Annotated in this window: 17 protein-coding genes and 1 pseudogene; 9 read left to right on the forward strand and 9 right to left on the reverse strand. The window is 71.9% G+C overall.

The annotated features are described in order from the left end of the window. The first annotated feature begins 211 nt into the window (after window positions 1-211). The 3 genes from MTES_RS04790 to MTES_RS04800 all read left to right on the forward strand — a co-directional run bounded on the left by MTES_RS04790 (window position 212) and on the right by MTES_RS04800 (window position 2197). Window positions 212-1078 (forward strand): spermidine synthase, encoded by an 867-nt coding sequence (locus MTES_RS04790; RefSeq protein ID WP_043361027.1) that lies wholly within the window; start codon window positions 212-214, stop codon window positions 1076-1078. A gap of 72 nt (window positions 1079-1150) precedes the next feature. After that, window positions 1151-1678: a hypothetical protein gene (locus tag MTES_RS04795; protein WP_013584074.1), complete on the forward strand. Its 528-nt coding sequence runs from the start codon at window positions 1151-1153 to the stop codon at window positions 1676-1678. A 30-nt stretch (window positions 1679-1708) separates the two neighbouring features. Then, complete coding sequence (locus MTES_RS04800; RefSeq protein WP_013584075.1) at window positions 1709-2197, forward strand: SprT-like domain-containing protein; 489 nt, start codon at window positions 1709-1711, stop codon at window positions 2195-2197. A gap of 155 nt (window positions 2198-2352) precedes the next feature. Here the strand turns inward: MTES_RS04800 and MTES_RS04805 are convergent, their stop codons facing one another. Further along, entirely contained in the window at window positions 2353-2970 is a 618-nt protein-coding gene (locus tag MTES_RS04805; protein WP_013584076.1) for a 2-phosphosulfolactate phosphatase, read from the reverse strand. A gap of 80 nt (window positions 2971-3050) precedes the next feature. On the opposite strand from MTES_RS04805, the gene MTES_RS04810 reads away from it, so the two are divergent. After that, window positions 3051-3560, forward strand: a complete 510-nt coding sequence (locus tag MTES_RS04810; RefSeq protein ID WP_013584077.1) for a hypothetical protein — start codon at window positions 3051-3053, stop codon at window positions 3558-3560. Window positions 3561-3589: 29 nt separating this feature from the next. Here MTES_RS04810 and MTES_RS04815 read toward each other — a convergent pair whose 3' ends face one another. The 3 genes from MTES_RS04815 to MTES_RS04825 all read right to left on the reverse strand — a co-directional run bounded on the left by MTES_RS04815 (window position 3590) and on the right by MTES_RS04825 (window position 6045). Beyond that, window positions 3590-4240, reverse strand: coding sequence for a response regulator (locus MTES_RS04815; RefSeq protein WP_013584078.1), 651 nt, complete (start codon window positions 4238-4240; stop codon window positions 3590-3592). 55 nt (window positions 4241-4295) lie between these two features. After that, a complete protein-coding gene (locus MTES_RS04820) occupies window positions 4296-5456 on the reverse strand; it encodes a sensor histidine kinase (RefSeq protein ID WP_043361029.1) in 1161 nt (386 codons plus the stop codon). A 100-nt stretch (window positions 5457-5556) separates the two neighbouring features. Then, on the reverse strand, window positions 5557-6045 hold the full coding sequence (locus tag MTES_RS04825) for an Lrp/AsnC family transcriptional regulator (protein ID WP_013584080.1): 489 nt from the start codon (window positions 6043-6045) through the stop codon (window positions 5557-5559). Window positions 6046-6153: 108 nt separating this feature from the next. Between MTES_RS04825 and MTES_RS04830 the strand changes: the two genes are divergently transcribed. Further along, on the forward strand, window positions 6154-7551 hold the full coding sequence (locus tag MTES_RS04830) for a DUF6421 family protein (protein ID WP_013584081.1): 1398 nt from the start codon (window positions 6154-6156) through the stop codon (window positions 7549-7551). Window positions 7552-7719: 168 nt separating this feature from the next. Then, on the forward strand, window positions 7720-8421 hold the full coding sequence (locus MTES_RS04835; RefSeq protein ID WP_013584082.1) for an SDR family NAD(P)-dependent oxidoreductase: 702 nt from the start codon (window positions 7720-7722) through the stop codon (window positions 8419-8421). 10 nt (window positions 8422-8431) lie between these two features. Here MTES_RS04835 and MTES_RS04840 read toward each other — a convergent pair. Continuing rightward, window positions 8432-9914, reverse strand: a pseudogene (locus MTES_RS04840) (MFS transporter). A gap of 141 nt (window positions 9915-10055) precedes the next feature. Beyond that, a complete protein-coding gene (locus MTES_RS04845) occupies window positions 10056-13247 on the reverse strand; it encodes a DEAD/DEAH box helicase (RefSeq protein ID WP_013584085.1) in 3192 nt (1063 codons plus the stop codon). Between the two features lie 110 nt (window positions 13248-13357). Here MTES_RS04845 and MTES_RS04850 point away from each other — a divergent pair, with 110 nt between their 5' ends. After that, window positions 13358-14425 carry a threonine aldolase family protein gene (locus tag MTES_RS04850; RefSeq protein ID WP_013584086.1) on the forward strand — a complete coding sequence of 356 codons (1068 nt, stop codon included), beginning with the start codon at window positions 13358-13360 and terminating at the stop codon, window positions 14423-14425. Between the two features lie 121 nt (window positions 14426-14546). Here MTES_RS04850 and MTES_RS04855 read toward each other — a convergent pair whose 3' ends face one another. Beyond that, entirely contained in the window at window positions 14547-16469 is a 1923-nt protein-coding gene (locus tag MTES_RS04855) for a M3 family metallopeptidase (RefSeq protein WP_013584087.1), read from the reverse strand. 38 nt (window positions 16470-16507) lie between these two features. Next, window positions 16508-17122 carry an NUDIX hydrolase family protein gene (locus tag MTES_RS04860; RefSeq protein ID WP_013584088.1) on the reverse strand — a complete coding sequence of 205 codons (615 nt, stop codon included), beginning with the start codon at window positions 17120-17122 and terminating at the stop codon, window positions 16508-16510. Window positions 17123-17321: 199 nt separating this feature from the next. Here MTES_RS04860 and MTES_RS04865 point away from each other — a divergent pair, with 199 nt between their 5' ends. Then, window positions 17322-17984, forward strand: coding sequence for an alpha/beta hydrolase (locus MTES_RS04865; protein ID WP_013584089.1), 663 nt, complete (start codon window positions 17322-17324; stop codon window positions 17982-17984). Between the two features lies 1 nt (window position 17985). Here MTES_RS04865 and MTES_RS04870 read toward each other — a convergent pair whose 3' ends face one another. Further along, window positions 17986-18291, reverse strand: a complete 306-nt coding sequence (locus tag MTES_RS04870) for a hypothetical protein (RefSeq protein WP_013584090.1) — start codon at window positions 18289-18291, stop codon at window positions 17986-17988. A gap of 229 nt (window positions 18292-18520) precedes the next feature. On the opposite strand from MTES_RS04870, the gene MTES_RS04875 reads away from it, so the two are divergent. Further along, window positions 18521-20116, forward strand: coding sequence for an ABC-F family ATP-binding cassette domain-containing protein (locus tag MTES_RS04875; RefSeq protein WP_013584091.1), 1596 nt, complete (start codon window positions 18521-18523; stop codon window positions 20114-20116). Window positions 20117-20124 lie beyond the last annotated feature (8 nt).

Genomic DNA, 20124 nt, shown 5'->3' on the forward strand with positions numbered 1-20124 from the left:
GTACAGGTCGAGGCGGCCGCTGCCCATTGCCCCTGTGTATCGATCGTGTTTCGGGTAGCAGGGCAGGATGCCGCGACGAAACGGGTCGGAACACCCACTTCGCGCAGGTCGGCGACGCGCCGCGCAGCGATTCGCTCAGCATCGCGTGCCCGCCCCGGCGCGGCGCGGCGGCATCCGGCGGGCGCGGGGACCAGGGCCTAGCGTGGGAGCCATGGCTCGAATGCGCATCGAACCCGACGACGCCCCCACGGCTCGGCTCTCCGACGGCTCCCTCGCCCGGGTGTCGCCGTCGGGTTTCGTGTCCGGCTGGGAGCTGGTGGTCGACGGCACGCCGCAGTCGCACGTCGACCTCGACGACCCGACGCACCTGCACTTCGAGTACATCGCCCGCATGGGGGCCGTCATCGACCGACTCCGGATGCCGGGACAGCCGCTGACCGCTGTGCACCTGGGCGCGGGTGCCCTGACCCTCCCCCGCTACGTCGAGGCCACCCGGCCGGGCTCGCGACAGCAGGTCATCGAGCTGGAGCCGAAGCTGTGGGACCTCGTGCGGGAGAACCTTCCGCTCCCCCGCGGCGCCGCGGTCCGCGTGCGCATCGGCGACGCGCGCGCGGGGCTCTCGCGGCTTCCCGCCGGGCTCACCGGCGCCGTCGACCTCCTCGTCAGCGACGTCTACTCGGGCGCGCAGACCCCCGCGCACCTGACGACCGTGGAGTTCTACCGCGAGGCCGCCGGCTTGCTCGCCCCGGACGGGGTGCTCCTCGTCAACGTCTCCGACGGCCCCGGCCTCGCGTTCGCCCGGCGGCAGGTGGCGACGGTGCGCGACGTGCTGCCCGAGGTCATCCTCCTGGCCGAAGTGCAGGTCCTGAAGGGGCGTCGCTTCGGCAATCTCGTCATCGCCGCCTCCGCCGCTCCCCTGCCCGTCGAGTGGCTGCCCCGGCTCATGGCCGCCGGTCCTCACCCCGCCAAGGTCTCGCAGGGTGCCGAGATCGAGGAGTTCGTCCGGGGCGCGCGCCCGGCGACGGATGCCGATGCGACGCCGTCGCCCAAGCCCTCGGCATCCCTCTTCGAACGCTGACCGCGTGGCGGCTCGGCACATCGCCGATCTCGACGCAGACTGGAGACCATCGGCCATTCGGGAGGAGCGACGGTGAGCTATATCCGCGGGTATGACCCCGACACATTGCGCGAGATCACTGACTCTCGTGAGTGCGCGGAGCGTCTCGACGAGATCGGCTCCCAGCGCAGCCTTCCGGCCCTGCTGGAGCGGGTGTGGCTGCTCAAGGTCCTCGACCGCTTCGACGAGGCTCTCGCCATCTCGGAGCAGTCCGTGCGCGTCGCGCGCATGGCGGGAACGCGTCGCGATCTGCTGCGCGCGCGCATCCTGCACGCGACGATCATGCAGTGCCGCGGGGCGTACGCCGCCGCCGAGCAGGAGCTGACGATGTGCGCCGAGGAGGCCGAGGGGCAGAACTGGGCGAGCATCGCGGCTTTCGCCCTGCAGCACCGCGGCAAGGTGCACTACGACGAGGGCGACTTCGAAAGCGCGCGGCGGGATTTCAAGCGCGCGCTGTTCCTCCGGCAGAACGCCGGAGCCACCGACGCCCAGCTCGAATCGACGCTGCTCGCGATCGACGCCGCCGACCGTCGGCGTCCGCGCGAGGTCGTCGCGAGCTGAATGTCGTAGCCCCGGCTTAGTCTTCCGGTCATGTCCGAACTCCAGCGCGTGCGCACGTGGGCGGAGGCCCTGATCGCCCTGCACCTCGATGCGTCGTGGACCTTCGGCTTCGACAACGCCAAGCGCCGGGCGGGGCTCTGCGACTACAGCCGCAAGCGCATCAGCGTCTCGCGCTACCTCGCCGCGCGTTACGACGACGACACCAACCACCAGACGCTCCTGCACGAGGTCGCGCACGCCCTCGCGGGCGGGGCAGCCGGCCACGGTCCGGCGTGGAAGCGCACCGCGCGCGACCTCGGCTACGTGGGTGGCACGACCCACGCCGGCGAGACCGCCAACGAACTCGCCCCCTGGGTCGGCACCTGCCCCGCGGGACACGTCGCCTACCGCCACCGGCGCGCGACCCGGCCGACCTCGTGCGCGAAGTGCGCGCCGCGCTTCGACCCGCGCTTCGCGCTGACGTGGGAGCGACGCGACATCAGCCGCGCCACGCGGCTCGCCGCGGCGACGCCGCGCTGACGCGGCGGGGCGGGGGTGTCGCGGGCGGGGTGCCCTGTGCGGGGGTGCCGTGGGCGCGACGGGCGGGGGTGCCGACCAGCGGCGGGCGAGGGCGCGGGCGGGGGTGCCGCGCATCGCGGGGCCGGAGATCGCGCCGCGGGAGGAGCCCGAGCGGGTCAGTCGGCGCGGAAGGTGCCGTCGACGAGCGTCGGTACGACGGATGCCGCGTCCCGCGCGGCTGCGGCATGCACCACGTCCGCTCGCCCGGCATCGGTGAGCGACCGACCCGTGCCGCTGGCCGAGAGCAGGTGACGGGCCGCCCCGCGCAGAGCGCGATAGCCCTCGCCCGCGACGGCCGCATCGGGCGAGGCGTGGTCGATGCCCAGATCGCCGAGCGCGGCCACGACGGCCCCGGCCCCCAGGAGGTCGTCGACGGCGAAGCGGAGGGTCTCGGCATCCGGGTACCCGATCGCGATGATCGCGATGCTGGTCCGCTCCGCGCGCGCCGTCTGCAGTGCGAGGACGCGATCCGCCACGGCCCGCGCATTGCGGATGCCGCCGACGAGGACGGCGGCGGCATCCTCGGCCGCGGCGCCCACGAGCGCGGCGGTCGGGAGGCCCTCAACGGGGAGGGACGCCCCGGACTCGGCGGCGGTGAGCGCGTCGGCCGAGAGCCCGAGCGTCTGCACGAGGATCACGACATCCGCCGGCGCGAGCCGACCGAGGCCCGCGAGCCCCCAATCGAGACGCACCTGATAGTTCGCTTGAGCGTGCGGGGCGGGGTCGTTCGGCATCCCTCGAGCCTAAGCCGGGTACGCGACCGCTCGCCGTCAACCCGGGGACGGGACCGCACGCGTGCGGGAGAATCTCCCGCATGCGCATTCTGTTGAAGTTCGTGATCGATTGCGACCCGGATGCCGCGTGGCGGGCGCTGCATTCGCCACGCGCCGTCGCGGAGCTCTACGGTCCCCTCCTCGACCTCGATGCGCTCGGTGAGATGCCGACCTCGTTCACGTCCGGCGATGACGTGCCGGTCCAGATGAGCCTGGCCGGAGCGCTTCCCCTCGGCCGGCAGCTCATCTCGGTCGCGGACCGCGAGACCACGGACGGGCACGGGCGCGTGCGCGTGTTCCGCGACTGGGGGGTGCCCCTGACCGGCCCCCTCGCCACCCTCGACGTCTGGGACCACCAGATGGCGGTGTCCGAGGCGCCGGGCGAGCCCGGGCGGACGCTGTGGCGGGAGCGTCTCACGATCGGCGGGGCCGCGGCCCCCGTGCTCTGGCCGGGCCTGTGGGCGATGTGGCAGTGGCGCGAGGGGCGTATCCGCGCCCTCGCCCCGACCTGGGCGTACGACCCGGAGGCCGCGGGCGACACGTCCGACTGACCCGGCGCCCCGCTCGGCCGCGGAGAACCTCAGACCAGCCCGTGCCGGTACGCGAAGACGACGAGCTGGACGCGGTCGCGCAGCGAGAGCTTCGCGAGGATCCGGCTGATGTGCGTCTTCACCGTCGCCTCGGAGAGGAATTCGCGCGCCGCGATCTCGCTGTTGCTGAGACCCGCGGCCGCGAGGAGGAAGATCTCCCTCTCGCGCTCGGTCAGCTCCCCGAAGCTGGCCGGCACCGGTTCGGCGGAGCCGTTCTCGGCGATGTGCGCGAAGAGCTCACGCGTGGCCTCCGCCGCGATGACGGCGGACCCCGCGTGCACCGTCCGAATGGCGGAGAGGAGGAACTCGGGCTCCGAGTCCTTGAGGAGGAAGCCGCTGGCACCGCGTTGGATCGCCCGCGCAGCCGCCTCATCGAGGTCGAACGTGGTGAGGACGACGACCCGCGGGGCTTCCGGCTCCCGCAGGATCTCCGCGGTCGCGGTGAGGCCGTCCATGACGGGCATGCGCACGTCCATGAGGACGAGATCGGGCCGGGTCGCCCGGACCATCTCGATCCCCTCGCGGCCGTCGGATGCCTCGCCCACGACCTCGAGGTCGGGCTGCGAGTCGATCACCATCCGGATGCCGGCGCGGAACAGCGCCTGATCGTCGACGAGAACGATACGTACGGGGGTGCTCACTCGGTCGGTTCCTCTCGGCGGTGGTTCTCTCGAGTATCGCGCGAGCCTGCCGAGCTCACAGGGACGCCCGCACGGGCATGCTCGCGCGCACGACGAAGAACCGTCCCTGCGCTTCGGCCGTCAGGCTGCCGCCGACGAGTTGCGCGCGCTCGCGCATCCCGATGAGACCGTGCCCGCCGGACGGCTGCGCCGGACCGTCCGGGGCCCGCGTGTTGCGGACCATCAGCTCGACGCGGTCGGGAAGCCACCCGAGGTGCACGTCGACGCGGCGGTCGGCTCCGTGGCGGAGGGCGTTCGTCAGCGCCTCCTGCAGGATGCGGTACACCGCGAGCTGGATCGCCGCCGGCGGCTCCCCGGGTGGGACAGGATCGACGTCGACCGACAGCTCGACACCCGCGGCGCGCACGTGGGCGTACAGCGCGTCGAGATCGGTGAGCCGCGGCTGCGGCCCTTCGGCCTGCGTGTGACGCAGCTGCGTGAGCAGCTGGCGGACGTCGGTCAGCGCCGCGCGGGCGGTGGTCGAGATCGTGGCGAGTGCCGCTGTCGCGGCCTCGGGGTCTGCGGCCGCCGCGTAGCGGGCGCCGTCCGCCTGGGCGATCACGACGGCGAGCGAGTGCGCCACGACGTCGTGCATGTCACGGGCGATGCGCACGCGTTGTTGCTCCGCCACGGTCTCCGCCTCGGCCGCACGCTGAGCCCGACCGTTCTCGGTCGCGCGGATCGCCGTGCGCACGAGGGCCCCCGTCACCCAGGCCAGCAACAGCGCGAACGCCGCCGCGAGGAGGATGCCGACGATCGCTGCGACGTCGGCCGCCTGGATGGGCGACGTGAGCGTGCGGACGACCAGATAGAGCGAGACGACGACGGCGCCTCCGACCGCGGAGGCGAATCCGGCCCAGAACACGCGCCGCGTGCCGTACGCGGCGGTCGTGTACAGCACTGCGAACACCACGACGTCGGTCGGTGAAGGTTGGCGGCCGAGGCCCATCTGCAGCAGAGCCCCCGCCCAGGCGAGAGCGAGGGCGAGCCCGGGGCTCAGCCGGCGCATGGCCGCGGCGGCCGTGAAGGCCACAACCATCAGCGACGCGCCGACGCCGGCGAGCGCGGACGGGGCGTCCGACGCGAGCTCGAGGGCGAGAGCGAGCAGCCCGAAGAGACCGGCGACGACGAGGTCGGTCACCAGTTGGTAACGGCGTAGCGGGCGAAGGGAGAGCATCGCGGCAACGCTACAGATGCGGGAGGGGGGCGGCATCCGTCCTGCGATGTATTCGTGGACGCGATGCCGAGATCGGCGCCCGGGGAGGAGAAGCCCGACGTCAGGCGGGGAAGTCGGCCGGCTCGATCGGGCGCGCCTCGAAGAAGGTCTGCAGGACGATCGTCGTGCGCGTGTTCACGTGCGCGGCCGCGCGGATGTCACGGATCAGCGCCTCGAGATCACGCGGGGTCGGGACGCGGACGAACAGCATGTAGGCGGCTTCTCCCGCGATGGAGTGGCAGGCCTCGATCGCGGTGAGGTGCGCCAGCAGCTCCGGGGCGTTGTCGGGCTGCGCGGGGTCGAGGGGGGTGATCTCGACGAAGGCAGCGAGGGGGCGACCGAGCGCCTCGGCATCCAGGACCGGGCGGTACCCGCGCACGATGCCGCGCGCTTCGAGCCGGCGCAGTCTCGACTGCACGGCCGAGACGGACAGGCCCACGCGTTCGGAGAGGTGCGACAGTGTCGCTCGAGCATCGAGCGAGATCTCGCGGACGATCGCGGCGTCGACGGCGTCATCGAGGCGCGCCGGGCGAGCGGGGGCCTCGGTCATGGGGTCGACAGTACCAGGAGGCGCTCGCTCACCCCGTGCGGCATCTGTAAGTTTTCCGTTAGCATGACACTCACGCAGGAATATTTACCGCGAAGACCGGAGGATGCCATGACCACCGCGACGCCTTCCCGTGCCGCGCACGAGCTGCTCGACGGGCGCCCCGTCACCGAGGTCGAGCGCACCCCCGCCTGGGCACAGCTGAAGAACGCCACCGTCGCGCTGCAGGAGCTGCAGGCGAGCGACGGCTCTATCGCCGATCCGACGGCCGCCGCTCCCCTGCTCGACGACGTCGTCGAAGCCATCGAGGCCCTGGCGCCGCTGTTCCCCCACGACGCCACCTACCTCGAGGCCTCGGTGAGCGATTTCCGTCGGTGGCGAGCAGAAGGCCTGGGGGTCCCCGACTTCCTCGACTCGCTCGTGGCGTTCCAGCCGCAGGAGCACCGGGTCGACGGCATCCGTCACCTGGTCATCTTCCCGATGTACACGCAGAACGGCTCGCGCGACCGCCACGTCGAGGCCGTGCTCGTCGAGGCGATCTGGCCCGAGTTCATCGCGCAGCTCGAGACCGAGTACACCAACCGCCTGTTCGTCTCGCTGCGGCTGATCGACTTCACCCCCGGATACGACACCAACTCGGCCGTGCTCTTCCCCGAGACGGTGGCGATGCGCGAGATCCCGACGTTCACGTGGGGCGCGATCTTCCAGGACCGAGAGGCTGCCCGCTACCGCCGCGTCACCCGCGCCGCCGCCGAGATCGCCAAGCTCGATCTGCCGGAGCCCGCCGCCCGCATGCTCGACGACCAGTCGCTCACGGAACAGACGTTCGTGATGTGGGACCTGATCCACGACCGGACCCACATGCGCGGCGACCTCCCCTTCGATCCGTTCATGATCAAGCAGCGGATGCCGTTCTTCCTCTACTCGCTCGAAGAGCTGCGCTGCGACCTGACCGCCTTCCGGGAATGCGTGGCGTTGCAAGCCCGCCTGTCCGCCCGGGACGACCTGGATGCCGCCGAGCAGGCGATCCTCGAGCAGGCCGGACTCGTGCAGTACGCGGTGATCTTCGACCGCATCTTCCGCTTCGCGATCACCGGGTCGCGCGTGCGCAACTACGACGGCCTCGGTGGCCAGCTGCTGTTCGCCTGGCTGCACCAGCGTCGGGTCCTGCACTGGACCGATACGTCGCTGGCGTTCGACTGGGACGAGGTCCCCGCCGCGGTGATCGCCCTCGCCGACGCGATCGACGAGCTGTACTGGCGCTCGATCGACCGCCCCAAGACGGCGCACTGGCTCGCGGCCTACGACCTCGTGCGCTCTGTCGTGACGCCGCATCCCGCGTCGGTGTGGGCGCGCGGGCTCTCTGACGAGGTGCTCGCGGGTCTGCCGAAGGGGTACACCGACGCGGTGCTCGATGACGAGTTCCCCCTGTCGATGTTCTTCGAGGCCCTGGAGAAGAAGATGCGCCCGGTCATCGCCTCGACGGAGGGCATCCGCGGCACGGACTGAGCAGGCGTCGCCGCCCGAGCGTCTCGCCTGGCGGGAATTCTGCGGCCGAGCGTCCGGAACACGCCGTGAGGGCGAGGCGCGATGCGACGATTCTCGGGCGCTCGAGCGGGGGTCGGCGCGAACGGCCTCGACCTGACGCACGGAGAACGACAGACTGGGTGGGGGGCGATGATGACCGACGTGGTGGCCGTGGACGAAGGCGTCCGAGGACGGCTGGTTCTGCTGGCCGGCGGGACGAGTGCGGCAGGACGTGCCAGTGCGCGCGCGTTGCTCGCCGCGGGAGCCCGCGTCGTGGTGGTCGGCAGCGACCACGATCGTCTCAGGGGGGTGGCGGCGGAGATCCCCGGCGTCGAGGTCGAATGCTGCGATCTCACCGACCCGGATGCCGTGGACGCCCTGCGCGATCGCGTGCACGCCGCGCTCGGCCCGGTCGACGGCGTCCTCCATCTGGTCGGCGGCTGGCGTGGCGGCGGGGGCCTCGTCGGACAGAGCGACGACGATTTCGCGTTCCTCCTCCGCTCGCTCACCGCCCTGCGACACGTGAGCCGCGCCTTCGACGACGATCTCGCGACCTCGGATGCCGGGCGCCTGGCGATCGTCTCCTCCGCCTCGGTCGCACGCCCGCTCGCCGGCGGAGCCAACTACGCGACGGTCAAGGCGGCTTCGGAGACCTGGGTGCGGGCGGTCGGCCAGGGCTACGCGAAGCGGGCCCGCGATGAGGGCCGGGAGCCCACGGCAGCGGCCGTCATCTTCCGCGTGAAGAGTCTCGAGGGGCTCGAAGACGCTCTCGCGGCATCGTTCGTGGCGTTGTGGGACGACGACGCGGCGGCGTGGAACGACGTCGTCATCGGGATCGACGGACCCGACTGATCTCCCGGGCTCATAGCCGGCGCTCGTCGACGCTCGCCTGCGGTGTCGTCGCGTCGTCGATGCGCGGCGCCGCCTCGGCGGCCCCGGGTGGGGTCCCGTCGACGACAGAGGCATCCGGCCCTCCCGTCTCGGCGACATCCGCGTTCACCTCGGCCGTCCGGTACTGGCGCGAGAGGGTGCGGTACGACCGGGTGAGGAACGCGAGCGAGGCCGCGACCACCATGAACAGGCCCGCGAAGACGAACACGAGCGCGATCCCCCGGGACGCGCCGTCGCCGAGCAGCCAGCCCCAGGTCGCGCGACCGTCGCTTCCCTCCATGTAGGGGATGATCGCGAACTCGGCGATCGGAGCGATGAGGAACGACGTGATCGGGGCCGCGGCCGATTCGAAGGCGGCGGCGAAACCGAACACGCGCCCCTGGGTGGCGAAGGGGACGACCTTCTGGATCACCGTCTGCTCGGCGGCCTCGACGGGAGGGATGAGCGCCATGTAGACCCAGATGCCGGCCACGTAGAGCCACCACCAGTCGCGCAGCGTGAAGATCGCCCAGCAGCCCCATGGCGATCACGATCCAGAGCATCGTGCGGATGGGGTTGCGGCCGAGACCGAACTTCGCGACCAGACCGCCACCGACGATGAAGCCCGTCGCGGTCACGCCGAGGACGACACCCCAGATCTGGACGTTGAAGAGCTCGAGTCCGTAGGGGTCCATCAGCGCCATGTACACGCCGCCGATGAGGTTGTTGAAGGTCGAGAAGATGAGGAGCGCGAAGAGCCCCGGGGCCGCGCGGACGGCGCGAACCGCTCCGCGCAGATCGACCATCGGCCCCGGCTCGGCGCCCGCCGCCGGCTTCTCTTCGGGGATGCGGATCGTGAGCAGGTGCAAGAGGGCCACGAGGGTCAGGCCGATGGCGATGGCCAGCGTCCACCCCATGCCGAGGAAGCCGACCGAGAGGCCACTGAAGACGCTCGTGACGACGAATGCGAGTCCCTGCACGGTCCCCACGAGCCCGTTGGCATTCGCGTGGCGGTCGACGGGCACGAGGAGCGTGACGGTGGTCGAGAGGGCGATGTTGCGCATGTTCTCGACGACGGCGCCGGTCAGGATCACTCCCGCGAAGACCCAGAACCACGGACCGCCGAGATCGAGCAGAGCGGCTTCCGGGAACGCCAGCCAAAGCGCGCCGGCGATGAGGAACGCGGTGAGGGTCACGAGTCCGGAGAACAGCATGACGCGGTGCTTGCGGTGGCGGTCGACGATCGACCCGAAGACCATCGCGAACACGGCGAGCAGCAGCATGTACGCCCCGCCGACGATGCCCGTCGCCAGGACGGAACGCGTCTCGAGGTACACCCAGAAGGTGAGCGCGAACCACAGGAAGCTCGTGGTCACGTTGGCCGCGGCGGTGTTCACGAGAACCGCGAGGAACGTGCGGTTCCCGCCCACGGGTGCACCGGCGGCGGTAGCGGCGGAGGTCGGCTCGGGGGACATAGCCACACGGTAGACCCGACCTCCGACATCGACCAGACCCGGTCGGCGCAGGAGACTCGGAGCGGGCGCGCCGGGGCCGTGATGCGCCCGCGCCCGCCGAGGGCCGGGCGTCTTCCCCGGAGGGCCGAGCGTCGCGGGACGTCAGTCCAGCAGGCTCCGGATGTCGTCCGCGGTGAGCCGGGGGCCGCTCGCGAAGGAGCCTCCCTCGTCGGCGCCTCCGTCGAGCACCCGAGAGAACAGCTCGGCCTTGGCCTCGCGGAGGGCGACGACCTTCTGCTCCACGGTGTCGGAGGAGACCAGGCGGTAGACGATCACCGGGCGGGTCTGCCCGATGCGGTGAGCGCGATCGATCGCTTGATCCTCGACCGCGGGGTTCCACCAGGGATCCAGTAGCACCACGTAGTCGGCCTCGACCAGGTTGAGGCCGACGCCGCCCGCCTTCAGCGACACGAAGAAGGCCGGGTCGTCGCCGTCTCGGAAGCGGTCGATCTCGGCCTGGCGGTTCGTCGTGGTGCCGTCGAGGTATCCCGAGGCGAGCCCGGCATCCGTGCAGCGCTGACGCGCGGCGCGGAGGAATCGCGTGAACTGGCTCAGCACGAGGACGCGGTGCCCCTCGGCGGCGGCCTCGACCAGCAGCTCCTCCAGGGCGTCGAGCTTCGCCGAGGGCGCCTCCCCCTCGTCGACCAGCGCGGGGTCGAGCGCCAGCTGACGCAGCATGGTCAACGAGCGGAAGATCGCGAAGCTGTTGCCCTCGGCGTCGTCGAGCAGTCCCAGGAGCCGCTGGCGCTCCCGGTGGAAGCGGCGGTCGTAGAGCTTGCGGTGCGTCGGGTGGAGGGACACCTCGACGATCGTCTCCTGTTTCGGGGGGAGCTCCGCCGCGACGAGATCTTTCGTCCGTCGCAGGAGGAACGGCCGGATGCGCCGGCGCAGGAGGTCGAGGCGGGCGGCATCCGAATGCTTCTCGATCGGCGTGCGGTAGAGCGTGGTGAAGGACTCCCGTGTTCCCAGCAGCCCCGGGGCGACGAGCGACATGAGGGCCCAGAGCTCGAGGAGGTTGTTCTCCATCGGGGTGCCCGTGATGACGAGCGTGAACGGCACCGACAGCGCCCGGGCGGCGCGGTAGCCCCGCGAAGCGGGGTTCTTGATCTGCTGCGCCTCGTCGAGCACCAGACCGGACCACGAAACGTCGGCGTACTGCTCCTGTTCGAGCCGGAACAGCGCGTAGCTGGTGACGACGACGTGAGCCCCCGTGACGGTCTCGGCGATGCTCGCGCCGCGCCGCGCCTGCGTCGACGTCACGACGCGGACGTCGAGTCCGGGGGCGAAGGTCGCGCATTCCCGGGCCCAGTTGCCCACGACGCTCGTCGGGGCGACGATGAGGAACGGAGCCATCTCGGGCTCCGCGGCGCGCGCCGCCTCCATCATCGCGATCGTCTGCACGGTCTTGCCGAGTCCCATGTCGTCCGCGAGGATGCCGCCGAGTCCCTGCGTCCGCAGGAAGTGCAGCCAGTCCAGACCCGTGCGCTGATAGTCGCGCAAGGTCGCGCGGAGGCCCTCAGGGGGATCGACGGGCTCCAGGGCGGCCTCGTCGGTGAGCCCGCGTACCCGCAGCCACCACTCGGCCTCCTGCGCCGCGATCATGCCGAGCTCGGACAGGTCGTCCCACAGCCCGACGTTGTACCGGTTCAGCTTCAGCTGAGCGCCTGGCCGGTCGGCGAGGGTCCGCGCCTCGTCGATGACGGCACGCAGACGAGCGAACTCGGGGGTGTCGAGGCGCACGTACTCGCCGTCGCCGAGGAAGAGGACGCGATCGCCGAGCGCGAGGGCGGTGTAGAGATCGGTGAAGTCCACCTCGGCACCGCCGACGCTCACGCGCGCGTTCAGGTCGAACCAGTCGCTGCCGTCGTCGGCCGTGGTGCTCAGCTCGACGACCGGAGCCTCGGTGGCGGCCCGATACGTCGGCCCCGCACCGGTCACGGTCACGCGCACGTGGTCGATCGCCCGCAGCTGCGGCACGATCTCGACGCTGAGGATCGCGGCGACGGCGGGGACCAGCACCCGTGGCGGGGTGGTTCCCGACGAGAACGGCCGGGGCAGCTCGAGGCGCGCCTCGTTCGCGATGACCGACACGGCGTCCCACACGAAGCGCTCATGCTCGTCGTGGCGGCGACCGCGTGTCGGCGAACGGTCCCATCGGGACGCGACCGACGTCTCGCCATCGCGATGCTCGACGATGAGCTCCAGCACGGGAAGAGGCGGGGCGGGCACCTCGACGGTCCCGCGGGGGGACACCACCGGCGCGTCGAGCTGGAGGCGAGGCACATAGTCGTGCAGGAACGCACCGGCCGTCGCCTCGTCGACCGTGAGAGCGCTCGTGCGGGCGAGGAGGCCGCGTAGCGGGCCCGAGGCGGGGCTCGACAGGCGCGCCAGCGTGATGTGCTCGTCGTCGCCGTCACGGTCGGCGACGAACGCCACCGCGACCGCGGGATCGCCCACGACCCACGACGGCCGAGCGGCGACGTCGTCGTCGACTCCCTCGACGACTCCGCGAACCTGCAGGCCCGATCCCCGTCGCTCGAGCGACACCGCGGCGCGGACCGGCTCGTCCGGGATCAGGACCGGATGATGAGCCCCCGCGCCGGACACGATCGGGACTCCGGCGGCACTGACGGCCTCGAGCTGCATCCAGAGCGAGTGCGGAGGGACGGCGGAGAGTGGCATCCATTCGTCGGAGAGGAAGGCTCCGGGACCGGATCGGCCGAGTCGCCCCAGGCTGTCGAGGGCCGCACGCGCCTCCGGCGCCGCCGGGAGCGTCGCCAGAGCCGGCCAGCCGGCGCGGCCCTTGATCCAGGTGCCGCGGGTGCCGCGCACACCGGGACGCGCGGTGAGCGTCAGCGCGGTGCTGCGCCCGTGGCCGCCGCCGCGTCGGATCGAGAGGAAGAGACAGAGCTCGAAGGGCGGCTCGTCGTCGGTCGCGGGAGCCGCGAGGAAGAGCTCGTCGAGGGTGCGCTGCCACTCGGGCCGGGGCGGGCGGCCCGCGGAGATCATCCGGTCGAGAAGAACGAGGGCGGCCGCACAGGAATGCTCGCATTCGGGGCCGCGCCCGCAGGAGCACCAGCCGGACAGCCGCGAGAAGTCGGCGGAGACCCGCACCTCGAGGTGCTCGTACCCCGCCGCGCCGAAGGACTGGGCCGAGACGACCAGGACGTCGCCGATTGTCTTCGCGTCGCCGACCTCGACCGAGCCGTAGACGAGGAGCCGGTCGGCGCGCGTCATCGCTGCCGGGGAGAACATCTCGCCGGCGATACTGAGCGCTTCGGGGTCCAGCTGCATCCCCTCATTCTCGTCGGGGCTTCCGACACGCGAGCACGGCTCGACTCCGAACGGGGAAGGATCGCGGATCTCCGCCGCGGGGGAGGAAGGGCGAAAGTTAGGCTGGACGGGTGACTTCCCTCCACGACGCGTCGGTGCGCGGCTTCGCCTCCGACAACTATTCCGGCATCCACCCCGACGTCCTGGCGGCGATCGCCGCCGCCAACGCGGGCCACCAGGTCGCGTACGGCGAAGACGTCTACACCGCCCGTCTGCACGAGCTCTTCGTCGGCCTCCTCGGCGACGGGGTCGAGGCCTACCCGGTCTTCAACGGCACGGGGGCGAACGTCGTGGGGCTGCAGTCGATGCTTCCGCGCTGGGGCGCGGTGATCTCGGCATCCACCGCGCACATCAACGTCGACGAGGGCGGCGCCCCGGAGCGTGTCGGCGGCATCAAGCTGCTCACCGTCCCCACCGATGACGGCAAGCTCACCCCCGAGCTCGTCGACCGCGAGGCCTGGGGCTGGGGCGACGAGCACCGTGCCCAGCCGCTCGTCGTCTCGATCACGCAGTCGACCGAGCTCGGCACGCTCTACTCCGTCGACGAGATCCGCGCTCTCGCTGATCACGCCCACGGTCACGGCATGCGGCTGCACATGGACGGCGCGCGGATCTCCAACGCGGCGGCCGCGCTCGACGTCCCCCTGCGCGCCTTCACCCGCGACGCGGGCGTCGACGTGCTGAGCTTCGGCGGCACGAAGAACGGCGCGATGATCGGCGAGGCCATCGTGGTGCTCGACCCCGCGGCATCCACGGGGCTCACCTACCTGCGCAAGCTCGACATGCAACTGTCGAGCAAGATGCGCTTCGTCTCGGCTCAGCTGGTCGCGCTGCTCGAGAACGACCTGTGGCTGCGCAACGCGCGCCACTCGAACGCGATGGCCCAGCGACTGCGCGCGGGCGTCGAGGCGGGTCTCGCCAACGGGTCCATCCAGGGCGTCGAGTTCACCCAGCCCACCCAGGCGAACGGTGTGTTCGCGACCCTGCCGGTGGGGGTCGCCGACCGTCTGCGCCAGAGCTTCCGCTTCTACGATTGGGACGAGCTGCGCCGCGAGGTGCGGTGGATGTGCTCCTTCGACACGACCGAGGCCGACATCGACGCCTTCGTCGCGGCGATCGCGCGCGAGACCACCGCCTGACACCCGCACGCTCCCCCGATGGACGGAGCCCGGCCGCCGGCGAGCGGGCACGACGGCTCCCTCCCGACGTCGAGCCGAGGGCCGCGGCATCCCGATTCAGGATGCCGCGGCCCTCGTCGTCTCAGGCCCCCGCGAGCCAGTCGCGGTAGGCGTCGAACGTGCTCTCGCGGCCGAGGAACGCCTCCACGAGATCGCGGGCATCCCGCGAGCCACCGGGCTCGAGGATCTCGCGCCGGTAGCGCGAAGCGGTTCCCTCGTCGAACAGGTCGTCGCCGAAGGCCGACAGCAGATCCCGCGCGATCACGAGGCTCCACTGGTACGTGTAGTAGCAGGCGCCGTAGCCCGTCAGGTGTCCGAAACCGGCGTACGAGTGCGACCCGTCCAGGGGCACCACGGGGCTCGCCGCGCGGTAGTAGCCGTCGACGGCGCTCCGCAGATCAGCCGGGCGATCGACGTGCAGACGGTACGAGGTCGTGGCGTGGCCGAGCTGGCGCGTGACCTCGAGTCCCCGACCGAACGCATCGGCCGTCCGCATGCGAGCGACGAGGTCGGCCGGGATCGGCTCCCCGTCGTCGTCGACGGCGAAGGATGCCAGGACTCCGGCATCCCACGCCCATTCCTCGAGGAGCTGGCTCGGCGCCTCGACGAAGTCCCACTCCGTGGCGACGCCGGTGAAGCGCGCCCACCGCTGACGGCCGCCGACGATCTCGTGGACCAGGTGACCGAACTCGTGGAAGAACGTCACGACCTCGTCGTGCTCGAGCAGACCGCGGGAGAAGTTGCAGAGCAGCACGCCCTCCGGAAGCGATCGGCCCGTGATGCCGGGGGCGAGGGGGAAGCACGCGGCGTGGTTGTACTTCCCGTCGCGCGGGTGCAGATCGAGGTGGATCCGGCCCAGCGTCTCCTCGCCGCGGACGACGTCGTAGGTGCGGACATCGCCGTGCCAGGAGGGCGCGTCGACGGGCACGTACGACACGTCCAGCAGGCGCGCGGTGGTGGCGAGGACGCCGTCGAGCACGCGCGCGAAGCGGAAGTACGAGCGCACCACCTGCGCGTCGACGTCGTACTCCTCGCGCTTGAGGGTGCTCAGCAGGTACCAGAAGTCCGCGATCGTGACGGCGTCGGCCGAGGGGTCGTCTCGACGAAGTCGCTCGAGGATGCGGTCGTACTCCACGGCCGCGGCCGGTGCCGCCGCGTCGGCCACGCGCGTCAGGAAGGCGGCCACCGCGGCGCTCGATCCGATCATGCGCGTCTCGGTCTCGTAGTCGGCCCAGTCGCCGTAGCCGAGCAGTGCGGCGCGCTCGGCGCGCACGGCCAGGAGCTCGGCCAGCACCGGCTCGTTCTCGGGCCAGGCCAGGTCGTTGTAGGCCGCGACCAGCGCGTGGCGCGTGGCACGGTCGAGAGCGTATTCCCGAACCGGCATGAGGTCGGTGTACTCGGTCGTGAGCGTCACCATGCCCTCGCCGTCGACGGGGTGATCCGCCACGAAGTCCGCGGGCAAGCCGTCGAGGGCGTTCGCCGGCACGCGGATCTCGCGCTTGCCGTCGCGGATGTGGCGCGAGAATGCCAGCGACAGCTCGGTGTCACGGTCGGTCAGCGCGCGGACGCGTTCGCGGGCGGCGTCGTCGAGGTCGACTCCGCCGCGACGGAAATCGCGACGGATGTGGTCGAGCAGACGGCGCTCGTCGTCCCCGAGGCCCGCCTCGTCGGCGTCGGCGAACGCGCTCCACAGACCGCGGTCGAGCAGGCGCCGCGCCTGCAGCGCTTCGAACTGCTGCACTCGCTCTTCGGCGAGGCGGCGGATCTCGGCATCCGGATGCGACTCGCTCAGCAGATGCGCCTCGGACAGGGCCTCGGCGAAGGCGATGTCGGCGTCATTCCACAGCTCCAACCGCTCCGCGGTGGACAGGTCACCGGCCTCGGCGAGGCGCGCGTCGATCGCGTCGATGCGCGCGCGACGAGTGGCGGGGCGCTCGGTGACGAAACTCGTCCATCCGGCGGCATCCGTGGGAAGGATCAGCGGGGCGGGTGCGGTGATCGGCATCCCTCGACCCTAGACAGGGCCTCCGACACCGGCAACGCTCAGCGCAACGCGCCCACCGACGCGAGCGCCTGCCGGACGAGCGTCCCGCGGCCGCCCTCCATCTCGGCGGCGAGGGCATCGGATGCCGCCTCCTCGGGCGACAGCCACGTGACCTCGAGCGCATCCTGACGCGGTTCGCACGTCCCGGTGACGGGAACGACGTACGCGAGGGCGACGGCATGCTGCCGGTCGTCGTGGAACGCACTGACGCCCGGGAGCGGGAAGTACTCGGCCACGGTGAACGGTGCCGGCTGGGGCGGGAGCAGCGGGAAGGCCATCGGCCCCAGGTCGTTCTCGACGTGCCGGAACAGCGCGTCGCGCACCGTCTCGCCGTAGCGCACGCGCCCCGACACGAGCGTGCGGGTCATCTCGCCGAGCGGGGTCGCGCGCAGCAGGATGCCGACCTGCGTGACCATGCCCATGCCGTCGGTCCGCACGGGCAGCGCCTCGACGTAGAGCATCGGGAGTCGCCGCCGCGCCTCGGCGAGCTCGACCTCGCTGAGCCAGCCCGGGTTGGTGTTCGGGCCGGAAGGCGCGCCGGAGAAGGGGCCGGACAGCGGCTCGCGCTCCCCGCCGTTGTCGCCGGGCTCGGGGTCGGGTGTGCGGACAGCCATGCTCCCTGTATATCAACCGACCGAGACGGATGCCGCGTGTCCGCGCGAACCGGGCAGGTTTGCCGCGCGAAGGGAGGGGCCTCCGGAAGCGGAGGATGTCGCCGCGGCGGAGCGTCCTCCGCCCCCGGAATCTCCTCCCGTGCGCGGCCGCTCGCCGCCGCCGGAGTCCGATGTCGGAGGCCTTTGCGACAATGGCCGCATGAGCGCCCACCTCTCCCTCGACGCGTCCGTCGTGCGGTGGTCGGTGCCGGTGGATGAGCGGGCGGACCGACCCGTCCTTCTCCTGCTGCACGGCTACGGCTCCGACGAACACGACCTCTTCGGGCTCGCCCCGTACCTTCCTCCCGACTACGTGGTGGCCAGCCTCCGCGCCCCACTCACCCCGCCGTGGCCCATGCCCGGGGCCTCGTGGTATCCGATCGAAGGTCTCGACGGACGCGATCCCGACGCCGTCACCCGCGCGGCGGAGTCCGTGCTCGCCTGGATCCGGGATGCCGTGGGCGACGCGCCCGTGGGACTCCTCGGCTTCTCGCAGGGCGGCGCCGTCGCCCTCCAGACGCTGCGGGTCGATCCGGACGCGGTGGCGTTCGTCGTCGTCCTCGCCGGCTACGCGGCCGGGGGCGAGCTGCCCGGCGACGCCGTCCTCGCCGAGCGGCGTCCCCCGGTGTTCTGGGGGCGGGGTGCCGCGGACGACGTCATCCCCGCGCACCTCATCGACGCGACCGCGCAGTGGCTCCCCGGGCACAGCGAGCTCAGCGGCCGGGTCTACCCGGGACTCACCCACTCGATCTCGCAGGACGAGCTCGACGACGTCCGCGCGTTCCTCGACGCGCGTCTCGCCGATCGCGAGGCCGCGGGCTGACTCAGCAGTGCGAGCCGTCCCCTCCCCCGCCGCTGTCGCCGCACGAGGCATCCGAGCCGGAGCCGGTGTCGACGTAGCTCGAAGAGGAGTACGAGCCGCCGCCCCGGCCCGGCGGAATCGACAGCACCCCGGCCATCACCGCGCCGAGGAGGGCTCCCGTGCGCAGGCCGCCCACGACATCGCCGTAGAAGACAGCCACGACAGTGCACACGATCACCCAGGCGGGGAACGTCACCGCCCACGCGAAAAGGAGTCGCCGCCGACGGGCGTCGGCCTTCTGACGGTCCAGCGGCGAGGAAGCAACCACGCCGACAGACTAACCACGGCGACCGCGATCGGCGGGGTTCCGCATCGACCGCGAGTCGGCTATCGTAGGCAGCCCTGTCCCCGAGAACGAGGTCTCCTCCGGTGAAGAACGTCGACGCTTCCGCGCCCCTGTCCGCGCGCTGACCCGTCGACCCGCCGTTTTCTCGGCCGCCCTCCGCTGATGCGGACGGGTCCGGCGTCCGCGCATCCCGCGTTCCCGGAGTTCCGTCATGTCAGCTATTTCCCCGTCCCTCGTCTTCGACCGCATCCGCCTCGTGTGGCCCGACGGCACCGTCGCCCTCGACGATGTCTCCGGCGCCCTCGGTCGCGGGCGCACCGGCCTCGTCGGCCGCAACGGTGCCGGCAAGTCCACGCTCCTCCGCCTGGCCGCGGGGCACCTCACCCCCACGTCCGGCACGGTCTCGGCATCCGGTGACGTCGCGATGCTCCCCCAGCGCCTCGCCGCCGATCCAGGTCGCCCCGTCTCGGCGCTTCTCGGCGTCGAGACGACGCTCAGCGCTCTCCGGGCGATCGAGTCGGGCGATGTCGCGCCGCATCACTTCGACGCGGTCGGCGACGACTGGGACGTCGAGGCGCGCGCGCATGCCCTCCTCGCCGAGGCGGGGCTGGCATCCGATGTCCTCGACCGGACCGTCGGCGAACTCTCCGGCGGCGAGACGATGCTGGCCGCTCTCGTGGGGCTGCGCGCCCGCGCGGCCGACATCACGCTGCTGGACGAACCGACCAACGACCTCGACCGGGACGCGCGGGCGCGCGTGGGCGACCTCGTCCGGAGCTGGCCCGGCACGCTGGTCGTCGTCAGTCACGACGTCGGCCTTCTGGAGCTGATGGATGCCACGGCCGAGCTGTACGGCCAGACCCTCAGCGTCGTGGGCGGCCCGTACAGCGCGTGGCGCGCGCAGCGCGATGCGGAGCAGGAAGCCGCCGTGCGTGCCGAGCGCGACGCGGCCCAGTCGCTACGCCGCGAGCGTCGGCAACGCATCGAGTCGTACGACAAGCTCGCCACGCGATCCCGCGTCGCGCACAAGGCGCAGGTCGAGAAGCGGGTCCCCAAGATCATCGCGGGAGGGCGGGCCAACGCGGCCCAGGTGAGCGCGGGCCGGCTCAGCACCGAGATGAAGGGGAAGGAGGATGCCGCCCGCGCGGCGCTCAACGAGGCGTCGGCGCGGGTGCGCGACGACGACGTGGTCCGCATCGACCTGCCGGATCCGGGCAATGCGGCCGGGCGGCGGATCCTGACGCTGGGGGACGGCGAGCGCGAATGGATCGTCACGGGTCGCGAACGCGTCGCCCTGGTGGGGCGCAACGGCGCGGGGAAGACGACCCTCCTCGAGAGCCTCGTCCACGCCGAGGACCCGTCGGGGCCGGTCTTCGCCCGAGCCAGTGTCGAGCACCTCGGCTACCTGCCCCAGCGTCTCGACGGCCTCGACGACGCGGCATCCGTCCTCGAGAGCGTGTGCGGGGCGGCGCCCAGCGTTCCCGTTCCGCTCGTGCGCGATCGGCTGGCGCGGTTCCTCGTGCGGGGAGATGCCGTGACCCGCCCGGTCGGATCGCTGTCGGGCGGCGAGCGCTTCCGCGTCGCCCTCGCCCGCGTGCTGCTGGCGGACCCGCCACCGCAGCTCCTGGTGCTCGACGAGCCGACGAACAATCTCGACCTCGACACGGTCGATCAGCTGGTGGCGGCCCTGCAGGCGTACCGCGGGGCGGTGCTCGTCGTCAGCCACGACGATGCGTTCCTCGCCCGCCTCGGGTTGGACCTGCGGCTGGAGTTGGAGGACGGGCGCGTGACGGAGCGTGCCCCGTGAGTCCGGCA

Origin of the sequence: Microbacterium testaceum StLB037 (assembly GCF_000202635.1) — a bacterium.
GTDB lineage: Bacteria > Actinomycetota > Actinomycetes > Actinomycetales > Microbacteriaceae > Microbacterium > Microbacterium testaceum_F.